Annotated in this window: 18 protein-coding genes and 1 riboswitch; of the genes, 10 read left to right on the top strand and 8 right to left on the bottom strand. The window is 62.2% G+C overall.

Features of this window, described 5'->3' with window-relative positions:
* Positions 1 to 172: 172 nt before the first annotated feature.
* The 3 genes from KHO23_RS20575 to ggt all read right to left on the bottom strand — a co-directional run bounded on the left by KHO23_RS20575 (position 173) and on the right by ggt (position 4,445).
* Positions 173 to 1,000: a ferritin-like domain-containing protein gene (locus KHO23_RS20575; RefSeq protein WP_211613086.1), complete on the bottom strand. Its 828-nt coding sequence runs from the start codon at positions 998 to 1,000 to the stop codon at positions 173 to 175.
* A 342-nt stretch (positions 1,001 to 1,342) separates the two neighbouring features.
* Positions 1,343 to 2,707, bottom strand: a complete 1,365-nt coding sequence (locus KHO23_RS20570; protein ID WP_211613085.1) for an MFS transporter — start codon at positions 2,705 to 2,707, stop codon at positions 1,343 to 1,345.
* A 100-nt stretch (positions 2,708 to 2,807) separates the two neighbouring features.
* On the bottom strand, positions 2,808 to 4,445 hold the full coding sequence (gene ggt, locus KHO23_RS20565) for a gamma-glutamyltransferase (protein ID WP_211613084.1): 1,638 nt from the start codon (positions 4,443 to 4,445) through the stop codon (positions 2,808 to 2,810).
* Here ggt and KHO23_RS20560 point away from each other — a divergent pair.
* The 4 genes from KHO23_RS20560 to KHO23_RS20545 all read left to right on the top strand — a co-directional run bounded on the left by KHO23_RS20560 (position 4,444) and on the right by KHO23_RS20545 (position 6,834).
* Entirely contained in the window at positions 4,444 to 4,608 is a 165-nt protein-coding gene (locus KHO23_RS20560; RefSeq protein WP_211613083.1) for a hypothetical protein, read from the top strand. The two genes, ggt and KHO23_RS20560, sit on opposite strands and share 2 nt — an antisense overlap.
* A 215-nt stretch (positions 4,609 to 4,823) precedes the next feature.
* Positions 4,824 to 5,603 carry a DeoR/GlpR family DNA-binding transcription regulator gene (locus KHO23_RS20555; protein WP_211613082.1) on the top strand — a complete coding sequence of 260 codons (780 nt, stop codon included), beginning with the start codon at positions 4,824 to 4,826 and terminating at the stop codon, positions 5,601 to 5,603.
* 307 nt (positions 5,604 to 5,910) lie between these two features.
* Positions 5,911 to 6,108, top strand: coding sequence for a hypothetical protein (locus tag KHO23_RS20550; RefSeq protein ID WP_054034465.1), 198 nt, complete (start codon positions 5,911 to 5,913; stop codon positions 6,106 to 6,108).
* Positions 6,109 to 6,207: 99 nt separating this feature from the next.
* The gene (locus KHO23_RS20545; RefSeq protein WP_211613081.1) at positions 6,208 to 6,834 is read left to right on the top strand and encodes a TetR/AcrR family transcriptional regulator; all 627 of its coding nucleotides are present in this window, start codon (positions 6,208 to 6,210) and stop codon (positions 6,832 to 6,834) included.
* A 77-nt stretch (positions 6,835 to 6,911) separates the two neighbouring features.
* Here KHO23_RS20545 and KHO23_RS20540 read toward each other — a convergent pair whose 3' ends face one another.
* Entirely contained in the window at positions 6,912 to 7,286 is a 375-nt protein-coding gene (locus tag KHO23_RS20540; protein WP_211613080.1) for a hypothetical protein, read from the bottom strand.
* A 202-nt stretch (positions 7,287 to 7,488) separates the two neighbouring features.
* Between KHO23_RS20540 and glpD the strand changes: the two genes are divergently transcribed.
* From glpD to KHO23_RS20520, 4 genes are all read left to right on the top strand, one after another.
* The gene (gene glpD, locus KHO23_RS20535; RefSeq protein WP_211613079.1) at positions 7,489 to 9,018 is read left to right on the top strand and encodes a glycerol-3-phosphate dehydrogenase; all 1,530 of its coding nucleotides are present in this window, start codon (positions 7,489 to 7,491) and stop codon (positions 9,016 to 9,018) included.
* Positions 9,019 to 9,269: 251 nt separating this feature from the next.
* On the top strand, positions 9,270 to 10,769 hold the full coding sequence (gene glpK / locus KHO23_RS20530; protein ID WP_211613078.1) for a glycerol kinase GlpK: 1,500 nt from the start codon (positions 9,270 to 9,272) through the stop codon (positions 10,767 to 10,769).
* A gap of 92 nt (positions 10,770 to 10,861) precedes the next feature.
* Positions 10,862 to 11,575: an MIP/aquaporin family protein gene (locus KHO23_RS20525; protein ID WP_211613077.1), complete on the top strand. Its 714-nt coding sequence runs from the start codon at positions 10,862 to 10,864 to the stop codon at positions 11,573 to 11,575.
* A 183-nt stretch (positions 11,576 to 11,758) separates the two neighbouring features.
* Complete coding sequence (locus KHO23_RS20520; RefSeq protein ID WP_211613076.1) at positions 11,759 to 12,445, top strand: HAD family hydrolase; 687 nt, start codon at positions 11,759 to 11,761, stop codon at positions 12,443 to 12,445.
* A gap of 102 nt (positions 12,446 to 12,547) precedes the next feature.
* Here the strand turns inward: KHO23_RS20520 and ribB are convergent, their stop codons facing one another.
* From ribB to KHO23_RS20500, 4 genes are all read right to left on the bottom strand, one after another.
* A complete protein-coding gene (ribB, locus tag KHO23_RS20515; RefSeq protein ID WP_211613075.1) occupies positions 12,548 to 13,267 on the bottom strand; it encodes a 3,4-dihydroxy-2-butanone-4-phosphate synthase in 720 nt (239 codons plus the stop codon).
* Positions 13,268 to 13,413: 146 nt separating this feature from the next.
* Positions 13,414 to 13,642, bottom strand: a riboswitch (FMN riboswitch).
* Positions 13,643 to 13,765: 123 nt separating this feature from the next.
* A complete protein-coding gene (locus KHO23_RS20510; protein WP_211613074.1) occupies positions 13,766 to 14,455 on the bottom strand; it encodes a helix-turn-helix domain-containing protein in 690 nt (229 codons plus the stop codon).
* A 256-nt stretch (positions 14,456 to 14,711) separates the two neighbouring features.
* On the bottom strand, positions 14,712 to 15,878 hold the full coding sequence (locus tag KHO23_RS20505) for an MFS transporter (RefSeq protein ID WP_211613073.1): 1,167 nt from the start codon (positions 15,876 to 15,878) through the stop codon (positions 14,712 to 14,714).
* A 31-nt stretch (positions 15,879 to 15,909) separates the two neighbouring features.
* Positions 15,910 to 16,311 carry a VOC family protein gene (locus KHO23_RS20500; RefSeq protein WP_211613072.1) on the bottom strand — a complete coding sequence of 134 codons (402 nt, stop codon included), beginning with the start codon at positions 16,309 to 16,311 and terminating at the stop codon, positions 15,910 to 15,912.
* A 115-nt stretch (positions 16,312 to 16,426) separates the two neighbouring features.
* Between KHO23_RS20500 and KHO23_RS20495 the strand changes: the two genes are divergently transcribed.
* Both KHO23_RS20495 and miaB read left to right on the top strand, forming a co-directional pair.
* The gene (locus KHO23_RS20495) at positions 16,427 to 17,410 is read left to right on the top strand and encodes a LysR family transcriptional regulator (RefSeq protein WP_211613071.1); all 984 of its coding nucleotides are present in this window, start codon (positions 16,427 to 16,429) and stop codon (positions 17,408 to 17,410) included.
* A gap of 151 nt (positions 17,411 to 17,561) precedes the next feature.
* Complete coding sequence (gene miaB, locus KHO23_RS20490) at positions 17,562 to 18,935, top strand: tRNA (N6-isopentenyl adenosine(37)-C2)-methylthiotransferase MiaB (RefSeq protein ID WP_211613070.1); 1,374 nt, start codon at positions 17,562 to 17,564, stop codon at positions 18,933 to 18,935.
* Positions 18,936 to 18,971 lie beyond the last annotated feature (36 nt).

Genomic DNA, 18,971 nt, shown 5'->3' with positions numbered 1-18,971 from the left:
CGATGCCGATCCGGGACTGGAAAGCAGCCCTGAACCGCTTCACCATCCAGTTCGAAGAACGGCTCGTGCCGGGTTAAACACAAACCCGTTTACACAAAATTCGGGACACCCCCGGCCCGCGCGAGCGGGCCATTCATTTTCATCTTTACGCCACGGACTCAGCGGACAAACATCAGCGAAAAAACACGTGCTGCGTGATCTTGGCGAGCGGGTAATGCACGCCCGGCTGAATCTTGGCCGGCAGATCGAGCGGCTTGAGCAGCATCTTCACGCACATGTCCGCCGACAGATTGCGCCGCACCAACGCATTGATGCGAGCCGCGCGCTCGCGGTTGTAGGCCGAATCGTGCACGCGCTCAGGATAACGAATCGCGAAAACATGACGCAACGCGATCTCCGAGTCTTCGTTCTTGATTTCCATCACGCGGCGCATCAACGCGCCGAGAACCGCAAGACGCCCATTGCCTTCGATCTTGTTGTACTTCTTGAAGAACTTGAAAAAGTGCTTGTAGTGACGGACTTCGTCGGTGCGAATGTTGTCGGTGATCTGCTTGAGTACCGGCTCGTCCGAACATTCGCCGATCGCGCGATAAAGCGTTGCGGTGCCCGTTTCCACCACACAGCGTGCAACCATCTCGAGCGCGCGCGTTTTTTCGAAGTCTTCGACCGAGCAGGTCAGCGAATACTCTTCCATGAAATTACGGAACGCGGTGTCCCAATCGAACTCAGGCCAGACGTAAGCGACATAGGTCTTGAGCGCGCGGCCATGCTGCATTTCTTCCGGCTCCCATTCCTGATTAAGCCAGGCGGACACTTCAGGGTCGCCGTGGAAGAAGGTGCTGAGATTGCTGGTGTAAAGATCGGTGCCGCTTTCGATAAATGAAGCGGCGCACAACAGAAGCAGCAGGTCTTCGTTAGCGACTGCTTTCTGGCGATCGATGCGGGTGAGGTCGATATCCTCGATCCGCCAGGGCATCACATGGTTCAGCTCAGTGTGCATTGTGTCATTGCTCCGAAGGCTGCATCGACTCGTGAAGCTCGCTCGAAACCGCCCGCAATCGCAGGGACAGTCCACCGTGTCAGATACAGCACCTTGAATTAGAGTTAACCCCTTGTATCTTGCATCTTAGCCGGTGTTCGGCAACTCTGCAGATAACCCAGCACAGACCGTGCCGGACCGTCGCAGTTCCAATTTCACGATAGTCGAATCCTTCGGATGGTTACAAGCAGCGCACGCAGGGCACAAAAAAAGCCAGCTCGAAGAGCTGGCTTTGACCTGAAAGTAATGCGCGTTAAGCGCGGCAAGGCTCGCTGCGGGGCACAACAATCCCCGGCAAGACCGTCATGCGAGTTGAGCGCCTTCGAGATGCCTGACGCGGCGCATACGCCACGCAACCACGACGAGCGACAACCCCGACAGCACCGCGGCGGTGAGGACGTAATAACTTGGCGCGAGCTTGTCGCCGGTCAAGTGAATGAAGGTCTCCACAATCGTCGGCGCAAAGCCGCCGAAAATCGTCACGCCGATGCTGTAACCGATTGAAAGACCCGTCGAGCGCACCTGCGTCGGGAAGATCTCGGACATCAGCGCCGGCATCGGTCCGGAGTAAGCCGCCTTGAAGATTCCGGCTGTACCTTGCAGCAGTAGCAGCCAGCCGATCGTCGGATGCGATTGCAGCAAAGCGAACATCGGATAGATCAGCACGCCCATCAGAATCGACGTCGTCAGCATGATGCGAATCCGGCCGATGCGGTCGGACAATGCGCCCATCACCGGCGACAGCAGAAACTGCAAGCCGCCATTGAGCACCACCACACCAAACGACGCCGCAGCCGGCATGTGCAGCTGCTTGACGGCATACATCGGCATGTAAAGCTGCAACACGTAAACGCCGACCGTTGATTGCGCAACGATGCCCACGGCCAGCAGCAGGTTCACCCACTGGTTGCTGAATGACGCGCTCTTGTCCTCCGGCATCGTCTGACGCTGACCCGCGGTCTCACGCGCTTCACGCAACGCGAGAAACTCCGGCGTCTCGTCGAGATGCGAACGGATGTAGTAGCCCACGGGCCCGACCAGTAAACCGAACACGAACGGCAAGCGCCAGCCCCAGCTATTGAGTTGCTCGGGCGGCATCCACGCGGTCAGGAGCGAACCAAAGGCCGCCGCGGTGATCGCGGCGAGGCCCTGGCTCGCGAACTGCCAGCTCGCGTAATAGCCGCGCCGCGACGCACTGTGCTCGACCATGAAGGCTGTTGCGCTGCCGAACTCACCGCCCACCGCGAAACCTTGCACAAGCCGCGCGAACAGGATCAACACGGGCGCCGCAATACCGATCGACGCATACGGCGGCATCACCGCCATGGTGAAGGTGCCGACCATCATCAGCGCGATGGCGAGCGTGAGCGCCGCCTTACGGCCCTTGCGGTCGCCGTAGACGCCCAGCACAACGGCGCCCAGTGGCCGCATCAGGAAGGAGATGCCAAAAGTGGCGATGGCGAGCAGCGTGGAAAGCCACTCGTCCTGCATCGGGAAAAACTGTTTCGCGATGATGGTGGCGAAGTAGCCATAGACCAGAAAGTCGAACCACTCGAGCGCATTGCCGACCGACGACGAAAACACGATACGCCGCACCATCGCTTTGGAAAGCGGCGCCGACGTGGAATGGGGCGAAGCTGTCGCGGGTTGCGACGCGGGAATGCTCATGATGCCTCCTGCCCTGCCTGTTTTTTGACGCGCCCGGTGCCCGGCTGTCACGCGCAGTCCATTGCTTGCGCGTGACGCCGCGCTTCTTCGCTTGAGTCGTTCAGAATCCGGCGGCCAGTCCGTCACGACGGCTGTCGCTCGCCGCTACATACCCGCGGTCCGGATCGTTACCGTCGAGCTTCCAGATGTACTGACCGGAGCCGAAGTCCATATACGGATCGTCGACCGACTTGATCGTGTGGCCCAGCTTCTGCAATGCCGCCGCGGTTTTCGGATCGAGCGTCGATTCGATGTCGATGGTGAAGTCGCGGTTGACCTTCCAGCGCGGCGCGTCGCAGGCGGCCTGCGGCTGCTGACCGTAGTCGAGCATCCGCACGATCGATTGCAGATGGCCTTGCGGCTGCATATCGCCGCCCATCACGCCAAAGCTCATCACCGCCTCCTGCTTGCCGTCCACCTGCTGCGTCAGGAACGACGGAATGATGGTGTGGAACGGCCGCTTGCCGCCTTCCACCACATTCGGCGACTTCGAGTCCATCGAGAATCCGCAGCCGCGGTTCTGCATGGCGATGCCGCTGTCCGGCACCACGATGCCCGAGCCGAAGCCCATGTAGTTCGACTGGATGAAGCTGACCATCATGCCGCGCTCGTCGGCCACCGACATGTAGATCGTGCCGCCGGCCTTCGGCATGCCGAAGTCGAACTGCGTGGCGCGCCTGGGGTCGATCAGCTTCGCACGCGACGTGAGGTACGCGTCGTCGAGCATCTGCTCAGGCGTGACTTCCATCGAACGCGGATCGGCGACATAGCGGTAGACGTCGGCGAACGCCAGCTTCATCGCTTCGATCTGCACATGCTGCGACTCGACGTTGTCGACGGCGAGTTCTTTCATGTCGAACTTTTCGAGGATGCCCAAGGCAATCAGCGCCGCGATGCCCTGGCCGTTCGGCGGAATCTCATGCACGGTGTAGCCGCGATAATCCTTGCCGATCGGCTCGACCCAATCGGCGCGGTAGTTGCGCAGATCGTCCAGGGTCAACGCGCCGCCGCCTTCCCGTGCAAACGCCGCGATCTGTTCGGCGATCTCGCCTTCGTAGTACGCACGTGGGCCCTGTTCGGCCAGCTTGCGCAGCGTCTTCGCGTGGCCGGGAAAGCGCACCAGTTCGCTGACTTCCGGCGCGCGGCCGCGCGGCATGAAGGTTTGCGCGAAGCCCGGCAGGTCTTTCAGTTCCGGTACGGCCGCCGCCCACTTGTAGGCAACGATGCTCGCCACCGCATGACCGCGCTCGGCGATTTCGATTGCCGGCTCCATCAGGTCGGCGAACGGCAGCGTGCCGAATTTCTGATGCAATGCTTCCCAGCCGGCAATCACGCCGGGCACCGTCACCGCGTCCCAACCGCGCTTCGGCTGCTTCGCGAGACCATTTTCCTCACCGTATTTGCGCTTGAAATATTCGACATTCCACGCCGCCGGCGAGACGCCCGATGCATTCAGGCCATGCAGCTTCTTGCCGTCCCATACCAGCGCGAAGGCGTCACCGCCAAGGCCGCACGACACGGGCTCGACCACCGTGATGGCGGCGGCCGCCGCAATCGCCGCGTCGACGGCATTACCGCCTTTCCACAGCATCCGCAGCCCGGCTTGCGCGGCGAGCGGATGCGAAGTCGAAACGATGTTGCGCGCGAATACAGGCAGACGCGGCGTCGGATAGGGGTTTTGCCAATTGAAGCCAGTCATGTCGAACACTCTCGAAAGCGTGGCCCGGCGTGTTTTCGAACGCCGGAAACCATGGGGAACGGGTAACAACCAGGGTAACAACGCGGGCAGCAGCGCGGGTAAAGCGCGGAACCATGGATTGCAGCGCGATCCGGCACAAAAAACAAATTCATTTATCAAATGAATAAATGCGCAAATGACCTGAATGAGTCGCCGCAGGGTCGTTGCAGGGTCGTTGCCGGGTCGCTCCGCATCCAACCCATGACGCACGAGTTGGCAGACAGGACGTGCGATGGTCTTACAATACGCTCACCCTCGTTCAGGCATTACCCGTTTTCCGGCTCGGCTTTTCGCGCCGGTGGCGGGCAGAGCCGATAAAAAACCCACTACCCGAGACACATGACCCGAGACCCCCGCCTGACTCTCAACGCCCGGCAACAGGAACTGCTGGAGTGGGTGCAACGCGACGGCTTCGTGACCGTGGACGACCTTGCGGCCCACTTCGACGTGACGCCGCAGACGATCCGCCGCGACGTCAACTGGCTCGCCGACATGAACCTGCTGCGCCGCTATCACGGTGGCGCCAGCCTGCCGACCAGTTCCGAGAACGTCTCGTACACGGCGCGTCAGCGGATGTTCCATGAAGAGAAGCGGCGCATTGCAGCGCTAGTGGCCACTCACATTCCGGACCAGGCGTCCCTCTTCATCAACCTCGGCACGACCACCGAGGAAGTCGCGCGGGCGCTCAACCGGCATCGCGGCCTGCGTGTGATCACCAACAATCTGAACGTCGCCAGCATGATGAGCGGCTATCCCGATTGCGAAGTGCTGGTGACGGGCGGCATCGTGCGACCGTGGGACAAGGGCATCGTCGGCGAACTGGCAATCGACTTTATCCGGCAGTTCAAGGTGGACTTCGCGATCATCGGTACGTCGAGCATTGAAACGGACGGCACGCTGCGCGATTTCGATACCCGCGAAGTGCGCGTGGCCGAGGCGATCATCCAGCATGCGCGCACGGTGTTTCTCGCCGCCGACAACTCCAAATTCGGCCGCCCGGCGCTCGTCCGGCAAGGTCATCTCGACCAGATCGACGCGCTTTTCACCGACGCCCCACCGCCCGCCGAGATGAGCGAAACGCTCGCGGCCGCCAACTGCCAGGTGTATGTCGCCGAGTAATCCAGGCGTCTTCGGCCATGTTGCAGTGCACGCGAAACTTCGAGTGAAATCAAGGATCTGGCCGCTCCTCCAAACCGCCTCTGCAACGCCCAATTGTCAAAGGGAAAATTTACTGGGGCCCCTTTGGTGTTTGTCTGGCGGTTGACTACACTCCAGTTCCCCGGCGTCCGTTCCGCGTTACGCGGAGCGCCGGCAGCGTGAACCTGTCGTGATAGCCGCACCTCCCGCCTGATCCTCTAGCGGACTTCACTGGCATCGTGCCAGTCGCCTGCAAGGCCGTCCGCGTTAGCTTGACATGGAGAGAACGATGCTGAGTCCGCATGAATTCGCCACGTTGTTGCTCGTCAAGGACGCCCCCAATCAAGTCGACATGGAACGAGAAGAGCTCGACGCCCTGCTGGAACGCCAGCTTGTGCAGCTCGAGCGGCTTGCATCGGGCAACGAACAATGGCGCGTAACCGAAACCGGCGACAGCGCACTCCGGGCCATCAAACGTTTTTCCTAGCAGGTTGTATTTTGAAGAAGCGGCCGCTCGATCGGCCGCTTTGTTGTGTCCAATTCATTTACACAGTAAATTGACGCGACGGACCTTCAGCCTTCGCGCATGCCAAAAACGCTTTCCTCCGACGACATCCAGCAATTCCGCGAAACCATGCGGCGCGTGGCCGAAAACGCGTTCGCCACACGCGGCGCGCAAGGCGTGACGATGCGCGAGCTGGCAAAGGAACTGGGTTGCAGCGCGATGACGCCCTATCGCTACTTCCGCGACAAGGAGGAGATCCTTGCGATGGTCCGCGCCGCGGCGTTCAACCGCTTCGCGGCGCGTCTCGAAGCGGCGGCGAAACGGGCTCCTGCGACCGACCACTCCGTCGTCAGCGAAGCCTACGTGGCGTTCGCGCTCGACGAGCCGCATGCCTACCGCCTGATGTTCGATCTGACCCAGCAGGAAGGCGCTTACCCGGAACTCACCGCCGCGTCGCAGCGCGCCTGGCGCATGCTCGGGTCGCACTTCGAACAGCTCGTGGCCGCGGGCATTCTGGAAGGCGATCCCCAATTGATCGGCTATGCCTACTGGGCAAGCCTGCACGGCTTCACCATGCTGGCGCTCGCCAATCAATTGCCATTGCCACAGACGCAACAAAGCGCCGCGAGCAACGCGCCGACGCGCGAAGCCGTGTTCGCGCAGATTCGCCGGATGTTGTGGCGCGGGGCCCTGCCCCAACACGGCTAGCCCCGCATTTGCCGGTCAATTCGACGAGCGCGAATCTCCCGCGGGAAGGACTGGGCGGAGAAAACCGGGCGCGAGCTTCAGCCCGCGCGTAAGGTCGGGTCGGCCGCCGCGCGCCAGCTCAACGCTTTGGCTCGCTGGTCGGTGAAGAACACAACCCACTGATTGCGCACCTGCGGATCGGCACTCACCCCTTGGCTCGCATAGCGCTGCGCAAGCGACGCCTGGAACGCGCAGTAATCCTCCTTCGACAACTTGCCGCGCCGGTTCGCCACGTAAGCGTCGAACAGCGTCGCGTAGACGCCTTGCGCGTCGTTGCCGTAGTCGACCGTCTGGGCACTGCACATCTGTTGCAACGTTGCGAACGAGGGCGCGCCCATCGTCCCATTCAAGCTCGGCGAGCTGACGCATCCCGTCAGGAGCACAGCGGCGCCGATCATCCAAAGTCCACGCATGAATTCACCTCGAAATGGCTGCTGCCGAGAGTATCGTCCGTGGCCGCGCGTTACGCCACCACCCTGACCAACCGCTAGAGGGGCGCCTAAGAAAACCGAACTTTACTTTTTCGAATATGTTCATTAAAGTTCGAAAACGAACACTATCGGTTCGATAGTTTTTCCAAACAGTTTTCCGAAATTGACGCAGGGGACACAGCAGGTGACGCAAGGCTCGAGATACGATTTGCTCGTCGTGGGCGGCGGGATCAACGGCGCAGGCATCGCACGCGATGCGGCGGGCCGCGGCCTGTCGGTGCTGCTCTGCGAACAGGACGATCTGGCGGCTCATACGTCGTCGGCCAGTACCAAGCTGATTCACGGCGGCCTGCGCTATCTCGAGTACCGTGAGTTCGGGCTGGTGCGCAAAGCCCTGCAGGAGCGCGAAACGCTGCTGCGCGCCGCGCCGCATATCATGTGGCCGCTGCGCTTCGTGATGCCGCACATGCCCGATCTGCGCCCGGCCTGGCTCATTCGCGCCGGCCTGTTCCTTTACGATCACCTCGCCAAGCGCGAACTCCTGCCCGGCTCGCGCGGCATTGTGATGCGCAACCATCCTGCCGGCGCGCCGCTGGTCGATTCGATCAAGCGCGGCTTCGTGTATTCGGACGGTTGGGTGAATGACGCGCGTCTGGTCGTGCTCAACGCGCTGGATGCGCAGGAACGTGGGGCAAAGATTCTCACGCGCACCAAACTGCTGAGCGCGGTGCGCGCCGGTGGCGAATGGCGCGCCCAACTCAGGCGCGCGGACGGCACGATTCTCGACGTGCGCGCTGGTTCTATCGCAAACGCGGCCGGCCCGTGGGTCGGCGAACTGCTGCAAGGTGCGCTCGGCCGCGAGGCGACGCATAGCGTGCGCCTTGTGAAAGGCAGCCATATCGTCACGCGCCGCCTGTTCGATCACGATCACGCGTACATCTTCCAGAATCCGGACAAACGGATCATCTTCGCGATTCCGTACGAACACGATTACACGCTGATCGGCACGACCGACCTCGAATATCGCGGCGACCCGTCGAAAGTCGCGATCGACGCAGACGAAACACAGTATCTGTGCGATTCGATCAACCGCTACTTCAAGCAGAAGATCTCGCCGCAAGACGTGCGCTGGACCTACTCGGGCGTGCGTCCGCTGCTCGAGGAAGAAGGCGCGGACAACCCGTCGGCAGTCACACGCGACTACTCGCTCGAACTCGACGCGCCCGCGGGCGAAGCACCGCTTCTGTCCGTATTCGGCGGCAAGATCACGACGTTCCGCAAACTGGCGGAAGAAGCCGTCGACAAACTCGCGTACGCGCTGCATAACAGCACGCCTACGTGGACAGCCGGTGCGCCGTTGCCCGGCGGCGATATTCCGCAAGCGAACTTCGAGCGCTTTCTCGCCGGCTTCAAGCAGCAGAATGCGTGGCTGCCCGCCGATCTGGCGCACCGCCTCGCCCGTGCGTACGGAACGCGCGTGAAGCATGTGATTGGCAATGCGCGCTCGGTGGCGGACCTCGGCCGGGCGTTCGCGCCAGGTCTTTACGAAGCCGAACTCACCTATTTGCGCGACACCGAATGGGCGCGTAGTGCGCAGGACGTGCTGTGGCGCCGCTCGAAACTCGGCCTGCACGTCGAACCGGGCACGCTCGATTCGATCACACACGACATCGACGCGTGGTTCGCCCGCGAACCGTTCCGACAGAGTGCCTAGTTCAGACGGTTAATTAACTCGCTCAGTTAGGCCCTTTATTTAAGCCACTTAGCCGGACCGCATGGCCGACCTGTCTCAACGCGGCACGGCTACGCGGATGACCCCGCACGAACCGAATCGATTTTCACCCCTCGGCTACTGACAAGGCCGGGACGCACAACCTCAAACTGTTGCAGCCCGCTTAGAACGACAAGCCGTTCCTGTCGCCTGATAACAGTCGGGCGACTCATAAAACACATGGAGAAGAGACAATGCAGGATCAATACATCCTCGCGCTTGACCAAGGCACCACCAGTTCCCGCGCGATGTTGTTCGACCGGCTCGGCAACGTCGTGTCGACCGCTCAGAAAGAATTCCAGCAAATCTATCCGCGTCCGGGTTGGGTCGAGCACGACCCGCAGGAAATCTGGTCGACCCAGGCCGGCGTCGCCGCCGAAGCCGTCACGCGCGCCGGCATGAATGGCACGTCGATCGCCGCAATCGGCATTACCAATCAGCGTGAGACCACCATCGTGTGGGACCGTGAAACCGGTCATCCGATCTACAACGCGATCGTCTGGCAAGACCGCCGTACGGCCGACTTCTGCGATCAGCTCAAAGAGCAAGGTCTCGAAGAAAAAGTCCGCGCGAAAACCGGCCTGCCGATCGACTCATACTTCTCCGCGACCAAGATCCGCTGGATTCTCGACAATGTCGAAGGCGCGCACGAAAAGGCGAAGCAAGGCCGCCTCGCGTTCGGAACGGTGGATAGCTGGCTGGTGTGGAATTTCACCAAGGGCGGCTTGCACGTCACCGACGTGACCAATGCGTCGCGCACGATGCTGTTCAACATCCACACGCTGAAGTGGGACGACGAGCTGCTCGAGGCACTCGACATTCCGCGCAACATGCTGCCGGAAGTGCGTGCGTCGTCGGAAGTGTACGGGCCGACCAAGACCACCGTGTTCGCTTCCAAGATTCCGCTCGCGGGCATCGCCGGCGACCAGCATGCAGCCTTGTTTGGCCAGATGTGCACGGAGTCGGGCATGGTGAAGAACACCTACGGCACCGGGTGCTTCCTCGTGATGAACACCGGCGACAAGCCGATCGAATCGAAGAACAATCTCGTGACGACGATCGCCTGGCAGATCGGCGACCAGATCAACTACGCACTCGAAGGCAGCATCTTCATCGGCGGCGCGGTGGTGCAATGGCTGCGCGACGGCCTCGGCATCATCAAGAACGCCGCTGAAATCGAAACGATGGCGCGCAGCGTGCCGCATAGCGACGGCGTGTATCTGGTGCCCGCGTTTGCCGGCCTCGGCGCGCCGCACTGGAACGCCCGTGCGCGCGGCACGCTGTTCGGCGTGACGCGCGGCACGAGTTCGGCGCACATCGCCCGCGCCGCGCTCGACTCGATCGCCTATCAATCGCTCGACGTGCTGAAAGCGATGGAAGCCGACTCCGGCATCCGCATCGGCGAACTGCGCGTGGACGGCGGCGCCTGTGCGAATAATCTGCTGATGCAATTCCAGGCGGACATTCTCGGCGTCGATGCAGTCCGTCCGAAGGTATCGGAGACGACCGCATTGGGCGCGGCGTATCTGGCCGGTCTGGCGGTCGGCTACTGGAAAGACGTGAACGAGTTGAAAAGCCAGTGGGCACTCGATCGCCGTTTCACGCCTGCCCTGCCGCACGCCGATGTCAAGGAATGCCTGGACGGCTGGCAGCGCGCGATTCGCGCCGCGAAGGCCTGGGCCGATACGCCCTGATCGCCTTCCATCCGTCCTATAAGACACCTTTCGACATAACGAAGCCGCTTATCCCGCGGCTTCCCTAACAACTATATTTCGGATAACAAACTATGTCTCCATTCATTGCGGAATTCATCGGCACCGCGCTTCTCGTGCTGCTCGGCAACGGCGCGGTCGCCAACGTGCTGCTCGCGCGCACCAAAGGCAAAGGCGCGGACCTGATCGTGATCGTGATGGGCTGGGCGATGGCCGTGTTCATCGCGGTGTACGTCACCGCGTCTTACAGCGGCGCGCACCTGAATCCTGTCGTAACGATCAGCCTCGCGCTGGCAGGCAAATTCGCATGGGCCAAGGTGCCGGGCTACATCGCGGCGCAGATGCTCGGCGGTATGGCGGGCGCCCTGCTCGTGTGGATCGCGTATCGTCAGCACTTCGCGAAAGAAGGCGATGCCGACGTGAAGCTCGGCGTGTTCTGCACCTCGCCCGCCATTCGCAGCGTGCCGCATAACCTGCTCACCGAAATGATCGCGACCTTTGTGCTGATTCTCGGCGTGCTGTATCTGGCTTCGCCGCAAGTCGGTTTGGGCGCGCTCGACGCGCTCCCGGTCGGCCTGCTCGTGCTCGGCATCGGCATTTCGCTCGGCGGTCCAACCGGTTACGCGATGAGCCCGGCGCGTGACCTGTCGCCGCGTCTGATGCACGCACTGCTGCCGATTCCGGGCAAGCGCGACAGCGACTGGCGTTATTCGTGGATTCCGGTGTGCGGTCCGCTGCTGGGTGGCGCGGCGGCAACGGGCTTGTATCTGTACTTGCACGCGCATTGATTCTGCGGTGCACATAGGGCGCACGTCAAGTGCAGCCTATGTGCGCCAAGGCGCAATAAAGCGCCGACGGAAAGCGACGGCGCCGCGCACGCGGCGCCAAAGCACGTATCATGATGCTTTCAATCTCCGCGCATGAGCTTGCAACTGTCTTGCTCGCGTGCCTCTCGCTTTCCGTTTTAAAGCATGATCGACCACCTCATCTGTGACTGCGACGGCGTGCTCGTCGACAGCGAAATCATCGCTGACCGCGTGATGCTCGAAACGCTGTCCGCCACCTTCCCCGGCCTCGACTTCGAACCCGTCGTCAAGACGGCGTTCGGCCAGCAGACCTCGCGCTTTCTCGAAGGTATCGGCAAGTCGTTCGATATCACGCTGCCTGCCGATTTTCTCAATACGATCGAACACAACGTCGAGCTCGCGCTCGCGGCATCGCTCAGCCCGATCAACGGCGTGCGCGACGCATTGCAACGCGTCACCCTGCCGGCCGCTGTCGTGTCGAACAGCCGGATGGCGCGCGTGAATGCGTCGGTGCGGCGCGCGGGTTTGCAGCAGATTTTCGGCGAACGGATTTTCAGCGCCGAACAGGTGGCGCGGCCGAAGCCTTACCCCGACGTCTATCTGTTCGCTGCAAAGACACTGGGCGTGGAGCCGGCGCGATGCGTCGTCGTGGAAGATAGCGTGGCCGGTTTGAATGCAGCGCGTGCGGCGGGCATGAAGACGATTGCCTTCGTGGGTGCGAGCCATATCCCCGAAGGTTATGCGGATGCGCTGCGCAAGATGGGCATGACGCGCATCATGAAGCATATGGATGAACTGCCCGCGCTGGTCGAAGCCGGCGTGCGCGGTGAGTTTGGCGACGTGCAGTCGTAACGGGCGAAGCAATAAAAAAGCCGGCTGAAATAGCCGGCATCAGGCTTCAGACCGCTGACTAACCCCACGTTTTTTCGAACGTGGGGTTTGTTTTTGCAAACCTCAAACCTCATCGGCGACGCATTCGCGCGCCGTCGCCAGCGCCTCGCGGAATTCCACCAGCTCGGCGATCGTCAGCATCGGCAGATTGTGTTGCGCCGCGAAGCGCTCCACGTCCGCGCCGCGCGTCATGGTGCCGTCCGCGTTCATCAACTCGCACAACACGCCGGCCGGCTTCAGACCCGCGAGAACCGCCAGATCGACCGTGCCCTCGGTGTGGCCGCGCCGCGCGAGCACGCCGCCGGGCTGCGCGCGCAGCGGAAACACGTGACCCGGGCGCACGATGTCGGCAGGCTTCGCCGTGTCGCTAATGGCCGCGCGAATGGTCGTCACGCGATCGAGTGCGGACACGCCGGTGGTCACGCCATCGCGCGCTTCGATCGAGACCGTGAACGCGGTGCCATGACGGCTTTCGTTGTTGACGGCCATGGGCGGCAATTCGAGTGCGTGAATCTTCTCGTCGGGCAGGCACAGGCAGACGATGCCGCTGCATTCGCGGATCAGCAAGGCCATGGTTTCGACGGAAAGACGCTCGGCGGAAACGATCAGATCGGCTTCGTTCTCGCGGTCGTGATCGTCTTGCAGGACGACGGCGCGGCCGTCGCGCATGGCTTGCAAGGCGGCGGCGATACGCGGCGGAACAGCCTCGGTGTCGAGCAGCGGGAGATCGAGCGATGCATCGGGTGCAATCGTCGACGGAGCAGGAAAAGTAGCAAAGGACATAGTTGAAACGCTCATCGCAAAAGTTGGGCGAGAAACGTTTCAGGGCATTGCAAACAGACAAAGACGCGCCGTTGAACGCCGCGCAAAGCGACGCTCGCGCCCCGCTCCAACTGCTAGCGGCGCCACGGAAACGAACATGACTATCTGCACATCTTCTTCCATCCGGACTCTAACCGTCGGCTCTGGCTTCTCACCAGATCTGCTGACCCCATGTCGACCAGAGTTGGCGCTTTAGCGCTTACTCTGGTCCCATGCAACGTAGTTGCACAGTTCCAAACACATTGACGACACGGGCGCTCGCGGGCTCACCGGCTCACGCTTTCGCGCTGCCGGCATACCGCCGGTGGGGAATTTCACCCCGCCCTGAAGACGCACTGATTGCCGGAATTTCCGGCTGGCAAAGCATACAACAGTCGCGCCGCGCGTGCAGCGCAGCCCCACTAATCAGACGGACATCGCTGCTTCACGGGACATCCGCCTGAAAAAAAACGTCATTCGTCAGACCGGCGCGGCCTGCCGTGTCAAATCGTGCGGCGCAGGCACCTCCCAGCGCGGCGGCGTTTCCGCCTTCAGGGTCACGCGAAACGCGCGCGCTTCGGTGTCGCCAGGATTGCGCAGGCTGTGCGGCTGGTCCGCGTCGAACACAATCGCGTCGCCCGTTGCCAGCAATTGGCGCTGGTCGTGCACGCTGACTTCCAGTGTGCCTTCGCTCACCACCAGATTCACCGTGGTGCCCGGCGCGCGCCGCGTGCCGGCCTCGGTATGCAATGGCGCGATTCGCAACTCGTGAAACTCGGCGGCGGTCGGCTCGGCGTCAGGATAAAGCGGCCGGGCCGAGTAGCGCCCATTCGAACTGACGACACGCGACGAACGCTCCGCCGGCAAATGCTCGAAGCCGTTGGTCGCATGACGCCGCAAAAACGCCGCCACCGATACCTTCAACGCCGATGCCACCTTGCACAGCACTTTGATCGACGGCACGCTACGCGCCGACTCGATCTGTGCGAGCATCGCTCGCGAGACGCCCGAAGCACGGGCGAGAGCATCGAGCGAAAGTTGGCGCTCGGCGCGCAAACGGGCGAGATTCACGCCGACCAGATGTTCAAGAGCATCAAAGGGTTCAGCGGCACGCGGCGACGCAGTGGTGTCAGCCGTGGGATCGCGAACCAGCGCAAGCGGGGAATGCATGATTGCCTCCAGGAGCGCCGCCGGACGGCGGGCAAGCGGTTAGTGGAAGCAAGATAGCATCGCGCCTCATCGCGCCCAACGAAGTTATCTTCACACTGTTATCAGCATTGCGGAGGACGGTTCTCGCAAAGCTTGTGCGAATTTTTCATATGGGCGTGCTCGCGCCGATGCGAGCGCCAGGACGCAACCGGGCAGGCGCTTAGACGCACCCCGGGCTCGCCAGGGCGTTCGCGCACACTCAGGCGCTCACCCAAACTCAAGCGCGCTGCGCCACCGCCGACGCCGGTGCATCCATCCGCGCCGCGAACCACGTAAGCAGCAACGCCACCACGCTGACCGCCGCCGCAACCCACGGCAGCGTATCGAGCGAATGGCCGTGATTGATCACCAGACCGCCTAGCCACGCGCCGCCCGCATTGCCCACGTTGAACGCGCCGATGTTCAACGTCGAGGCCAGATTCGGTGCCGCGGCGGCCTTCTCGACCACGCGCATCTGCAACGGCGGCACGGTCGCAAAAGCAGCAATGCCCCATACGAAAATGGTGATCGCCGCGGCCACCTGCGAATGGCTGGTCCGCGCAAAAATCGCCATCACGACCGAGAGCGCCACCAGGATGCCCATCAGCGAAGGCATCAGCGCGCGGTCCGCGAGCTTGCCGCCCACGGTATTGCCGATCGTGAGGCCAATACCGAACAGCACCAGAATCAGCGTGACGCCGCGCGGCGAGAATCCGCTGACCTGCTCGAGAATCGGCGCGATATAGGTGAACACGACGAACACGCCGCCGAAGCCGAGCACTGTCATCGCAAGCGCGGTCCAGACTTGCGGGTCTTTCAGCACGCGTACCTCGTGGCCCAGCCCGACCGGGCCAGAATCGTGACGATTGGGCACCAGCAGCGACACGCCCGCGAGCGACAGCACCCCAAACGCACTGACGATCCAGAACGCCGCACGCCAGCCGAATTCCTGACCGACGAACGTGCCGAACGGCACACCGAGCACGTTCGCGAGCGTCAAGCCGGTGAACATCAGCGCAATGGCACTCGCCCGCTTTTCAGCCGGCACGAGCGAAGCCGCCACCACCGCGCCGATGCCGAAGAACGACCCATGCGCGAACGACGTCACCACGCGCGCGATCATCAGCACCGAATAGCTGGACGCGATCGCGCACAGCGTATTGCCGACGATGAACACGCCCATCAGCAACTGCAACGCGAGCTTGCGCGGCATCTTGCTGGTGACCACCGCGAGCAGCGGCGCCCCGACGGCGACACCGAGCGCATAGCCGCTCACCAGCAAACCGGCCGACGGAATGGACACGGCCAGATCGCGCGCAACGTCGGGCAGCAAGCCCATGATCACGAACTCGGTCGTGCCGATCGCGAAAGCGCTGATCGCTAGCGCGAGTAATGGAATGGGCATTTTTCTACTCCAGGTTCTAAGGTTGACCGTGTTAGCGGCGAAGAGCGTGGCGCTGCGCCGTTACGAATTCGATGACCACACCCGGCGCGAGCGCAGTGAACAATTGCAATTCGGCTTGCTGCGGCCCCATCTGCGGGACTTCGGCGAGCTGATAAGGCACGTCCGCCGCATGCAAGCGCTGCAATAGCGCCTGCCATTCGTCGGCGCTCTCCAGCCGGAAGGCGATATGGTCGATGCGCGGCGCGGTCCTTCCCGTTTGGGCGGGCACCGTCGCGTCGATCAGATGAATCACCGGGCGGCCGTTTGCATACAGCCAGTGGCCGTCGATCGAAAACGGCGGACGCGCGCCGTCCGTCAACCCGGCAACGTCGACGAAAAAACGTCGCGCGGTCTTGAGGTCGGCGGTGACGATCGTTGCGTGATCGAGTTGCATGGCGGGGCGGCACAAAGCACAAAGGGTTTACGAGGAATGCATTGTGAGCGGAACACGTCAATTTGATAATTGGCGTAGCATTTGAAGCATTTTCAAATTCTCTTGAAAAATCGCGATGGATAACCTCGGTGACATCCGCCTGTTTGTCGAAGCGGCGCAGCAAGGCAGCCTCTCGGCAGCCGGCCGCAAGATGGGCCTGACGCCGGCCGCCGCCAGCGCGCGGCTGGCCAAGCTCGAAGCCGGCCTGAAAACACGCCTGTTCGAGCGCACCACCCGTCAGCTCAGGCTCACTGACGAGGGCCGGCTGTATCTGAACTGCTGCCGGCAGGCGCTGCAATCGCTCGACGACGGCGAGGCCGCGCTGCAAGCCGGTCAGGGCGTGGTGCGCGGCAAGGTGCGAATCTCGGCCACGTCGGACTTCGGCCGCAATCTGCTGATGCACTGGCTCGATGAATTCAACGCGCTTTACCCGGAAGTCACGTTCGCGCTGACGCTGTCGGACTCGCTATCGAATCTCGTGCAGGAAGACATCGATCTGGCAATCCGCTTCGGCGTGCCGCAGGACAGCTCGCTCGTCGCCCGCAAGCTGGCGTCGAATCGAAGGGTGCTGTGCGCGTCGCCGGACTACATCGCGCGCAAGGGCGAACCGAAGGATCCGCACGATCTGGCGAATTTCGATTGCATCGTGCTCGGCACCGCGTCCGGACCGGTCAACGAGTGGCGCTTCACACGCGGCGACGAAGTGCAGCACTACACCGTGCCGTTCGAGACCTCCCGCGAAACCAACGACGGCGCCGTGGCCCGGGAATGGGCGCGGCGCGGCTACGGCATCGTCATCAAGTCGATGTGGGACGTGGAAGCGGACTTGCGGGGCGACTGCCTGAAAATCCTGCTGCCCGAATGGCGCTATCCGGACGCGCCGTTGCACGCGCTCTACCACCGCAACCGTTTCATGGCGCCGCGCGTGCGCGTGCTGCTGGATTTCCTGAGCGAGCGCTTCGCGCAGGTGTCGGACGAACTGGAAGGCCTGCTGGGCTTGCCGCCGGAGCGGCCGCGAGCCAAGGCCGCGGCGCAAACCGCATCCGGTGAAGGGCTATAATATTGAGCTACGCTGCAAACGTGCATTGAAAGTGGACCAAAATGGGCTCAAGCAAGCCCCAGCGCCGCCCCGTGGCCCGTCCGCACGTTTTCACCCCTCTTCACCTTTTAAACGACGCCCCCAGGTTAACCACTGCGACCGGCGAAAATCGATGACCAAGAAAGTTTATGTAAAGACCTACGGCTGCCAGATGAACGAGTACGACTCCGACAAGATGGTCGACGTACTCGGCGCGGCTGAAGGCCTCGTCAAGACCGACACCCCGGAAGACGCGGACGTCATTCTCTTCAATACCTGCTCGGTGCGCGAAAAAGCGCAGGAGAAAGTCTTCTCCGAACTCGGCCGTGTGCGCGAGTTGAAAGAAGCGAACCCGAATCTGATCATCGGCGTGGGCGGTTGCGTGGCAAGCCAGGAAGGCGCGTCGATCGTGGCGCGCGCACCGTATGTCGATCTGGTGTTCGGACCGCAAACGCTGCACCGTCTGCCGCAAATGATCGACAAGCGCCGCGAAAGCGGCCGTGCCCAGGTCGACATCTCGTTCCCGGAAATCGAAAAGTTCGATCACTTGCCGCCGGCGCGCGTCGATGGCGCGAGCGCGTTCGTGTCGATCATGGAAGGTTGCAGCAAGTACTGCAGCTACTGCGTCGTGCCCTATACGCGCGGTGAAGAAGTGTCGCGTCCGCTGGACGACGTGCTGACCGAAATTGCCGGCCTCGCCGACCAGGGCGTGCGCGAAGTCACGCTGCTCGGCCAGAACGTGAACGCCTACCGTGCCGGTATTACGCTCGGCTCGAGCGAAATCGCCGACTTCGCCCAACTGATCGAATACGTTGCGGATATTCCGGGCATCGAACGGATTCGCTACACCACGTCGCATCCGAAGGAATTCACGCAGCGCCTGATCGACACCTACGCCAAGGTGCCGAAGCTCGTCAGCCATCTGCATCTGCCGGTGCAGCACGGCTCCGACCGCATCCTGATGGCGATGAAGCGCGGCTACACGGTGCTCGAATACAAGTCGGTGATCCGCAAGCTGCGGGCGATCCGTCCGGACCTGTCTTTGTCGACCGACATGATTGTCGGCTTCCCCGGCGAGACGGAAGAAGACTTCGACAAGATGATGGCGTTGATCCACGAGATGAAGTACGACACCAGCTTCTCGTTCATCTACAGCCCGCGTCCCGGCACGCCGGCCGCGAACCTGCACGACGACACGCCGCACGAAGTGAAGCTCAAGCGTCTGTACCATCTGCAGGCTACGATCGAAGAAAACGTGCAGCGCATCAGCGATTCGATGGTCGGCAAGGTCGAGCGGATTCTGGTCGAACGCCCGGCGCGCAAGGACCCGAACGAACTCGCGGGCCGCACCGAGAACAACCGCGTGGTGAATTTCCCGGCGCCGGTTGCCTCGCATGCGCGGCTGATCGGCCAGATGGTGGACGTGAAAATCGTCCATGCGTACCCACATTCGTTGCGTGGCGAGCTCGTGCTGGTGCACGACGACGCAGCCGCGACCACCCACTGAGCGACGCCCGCCCGGCGTCACGAACCTGACAGGATC

This window comes from Paraburkholderia haematera (assembly GCF_905220975.1).
GTDB classification, from domain to species: domain Bacteria; phylum Pseudomonadota; class Gammaproteobacteria; order Burkholderiales; family Burkholderiaceae; genus Paraburkholderia; species Paraburkholderia haematera.
Note: the sequence above shows the minus strand (reverse complement) of the source record. Positions and strands in the feature narration are given on the sequence as shown.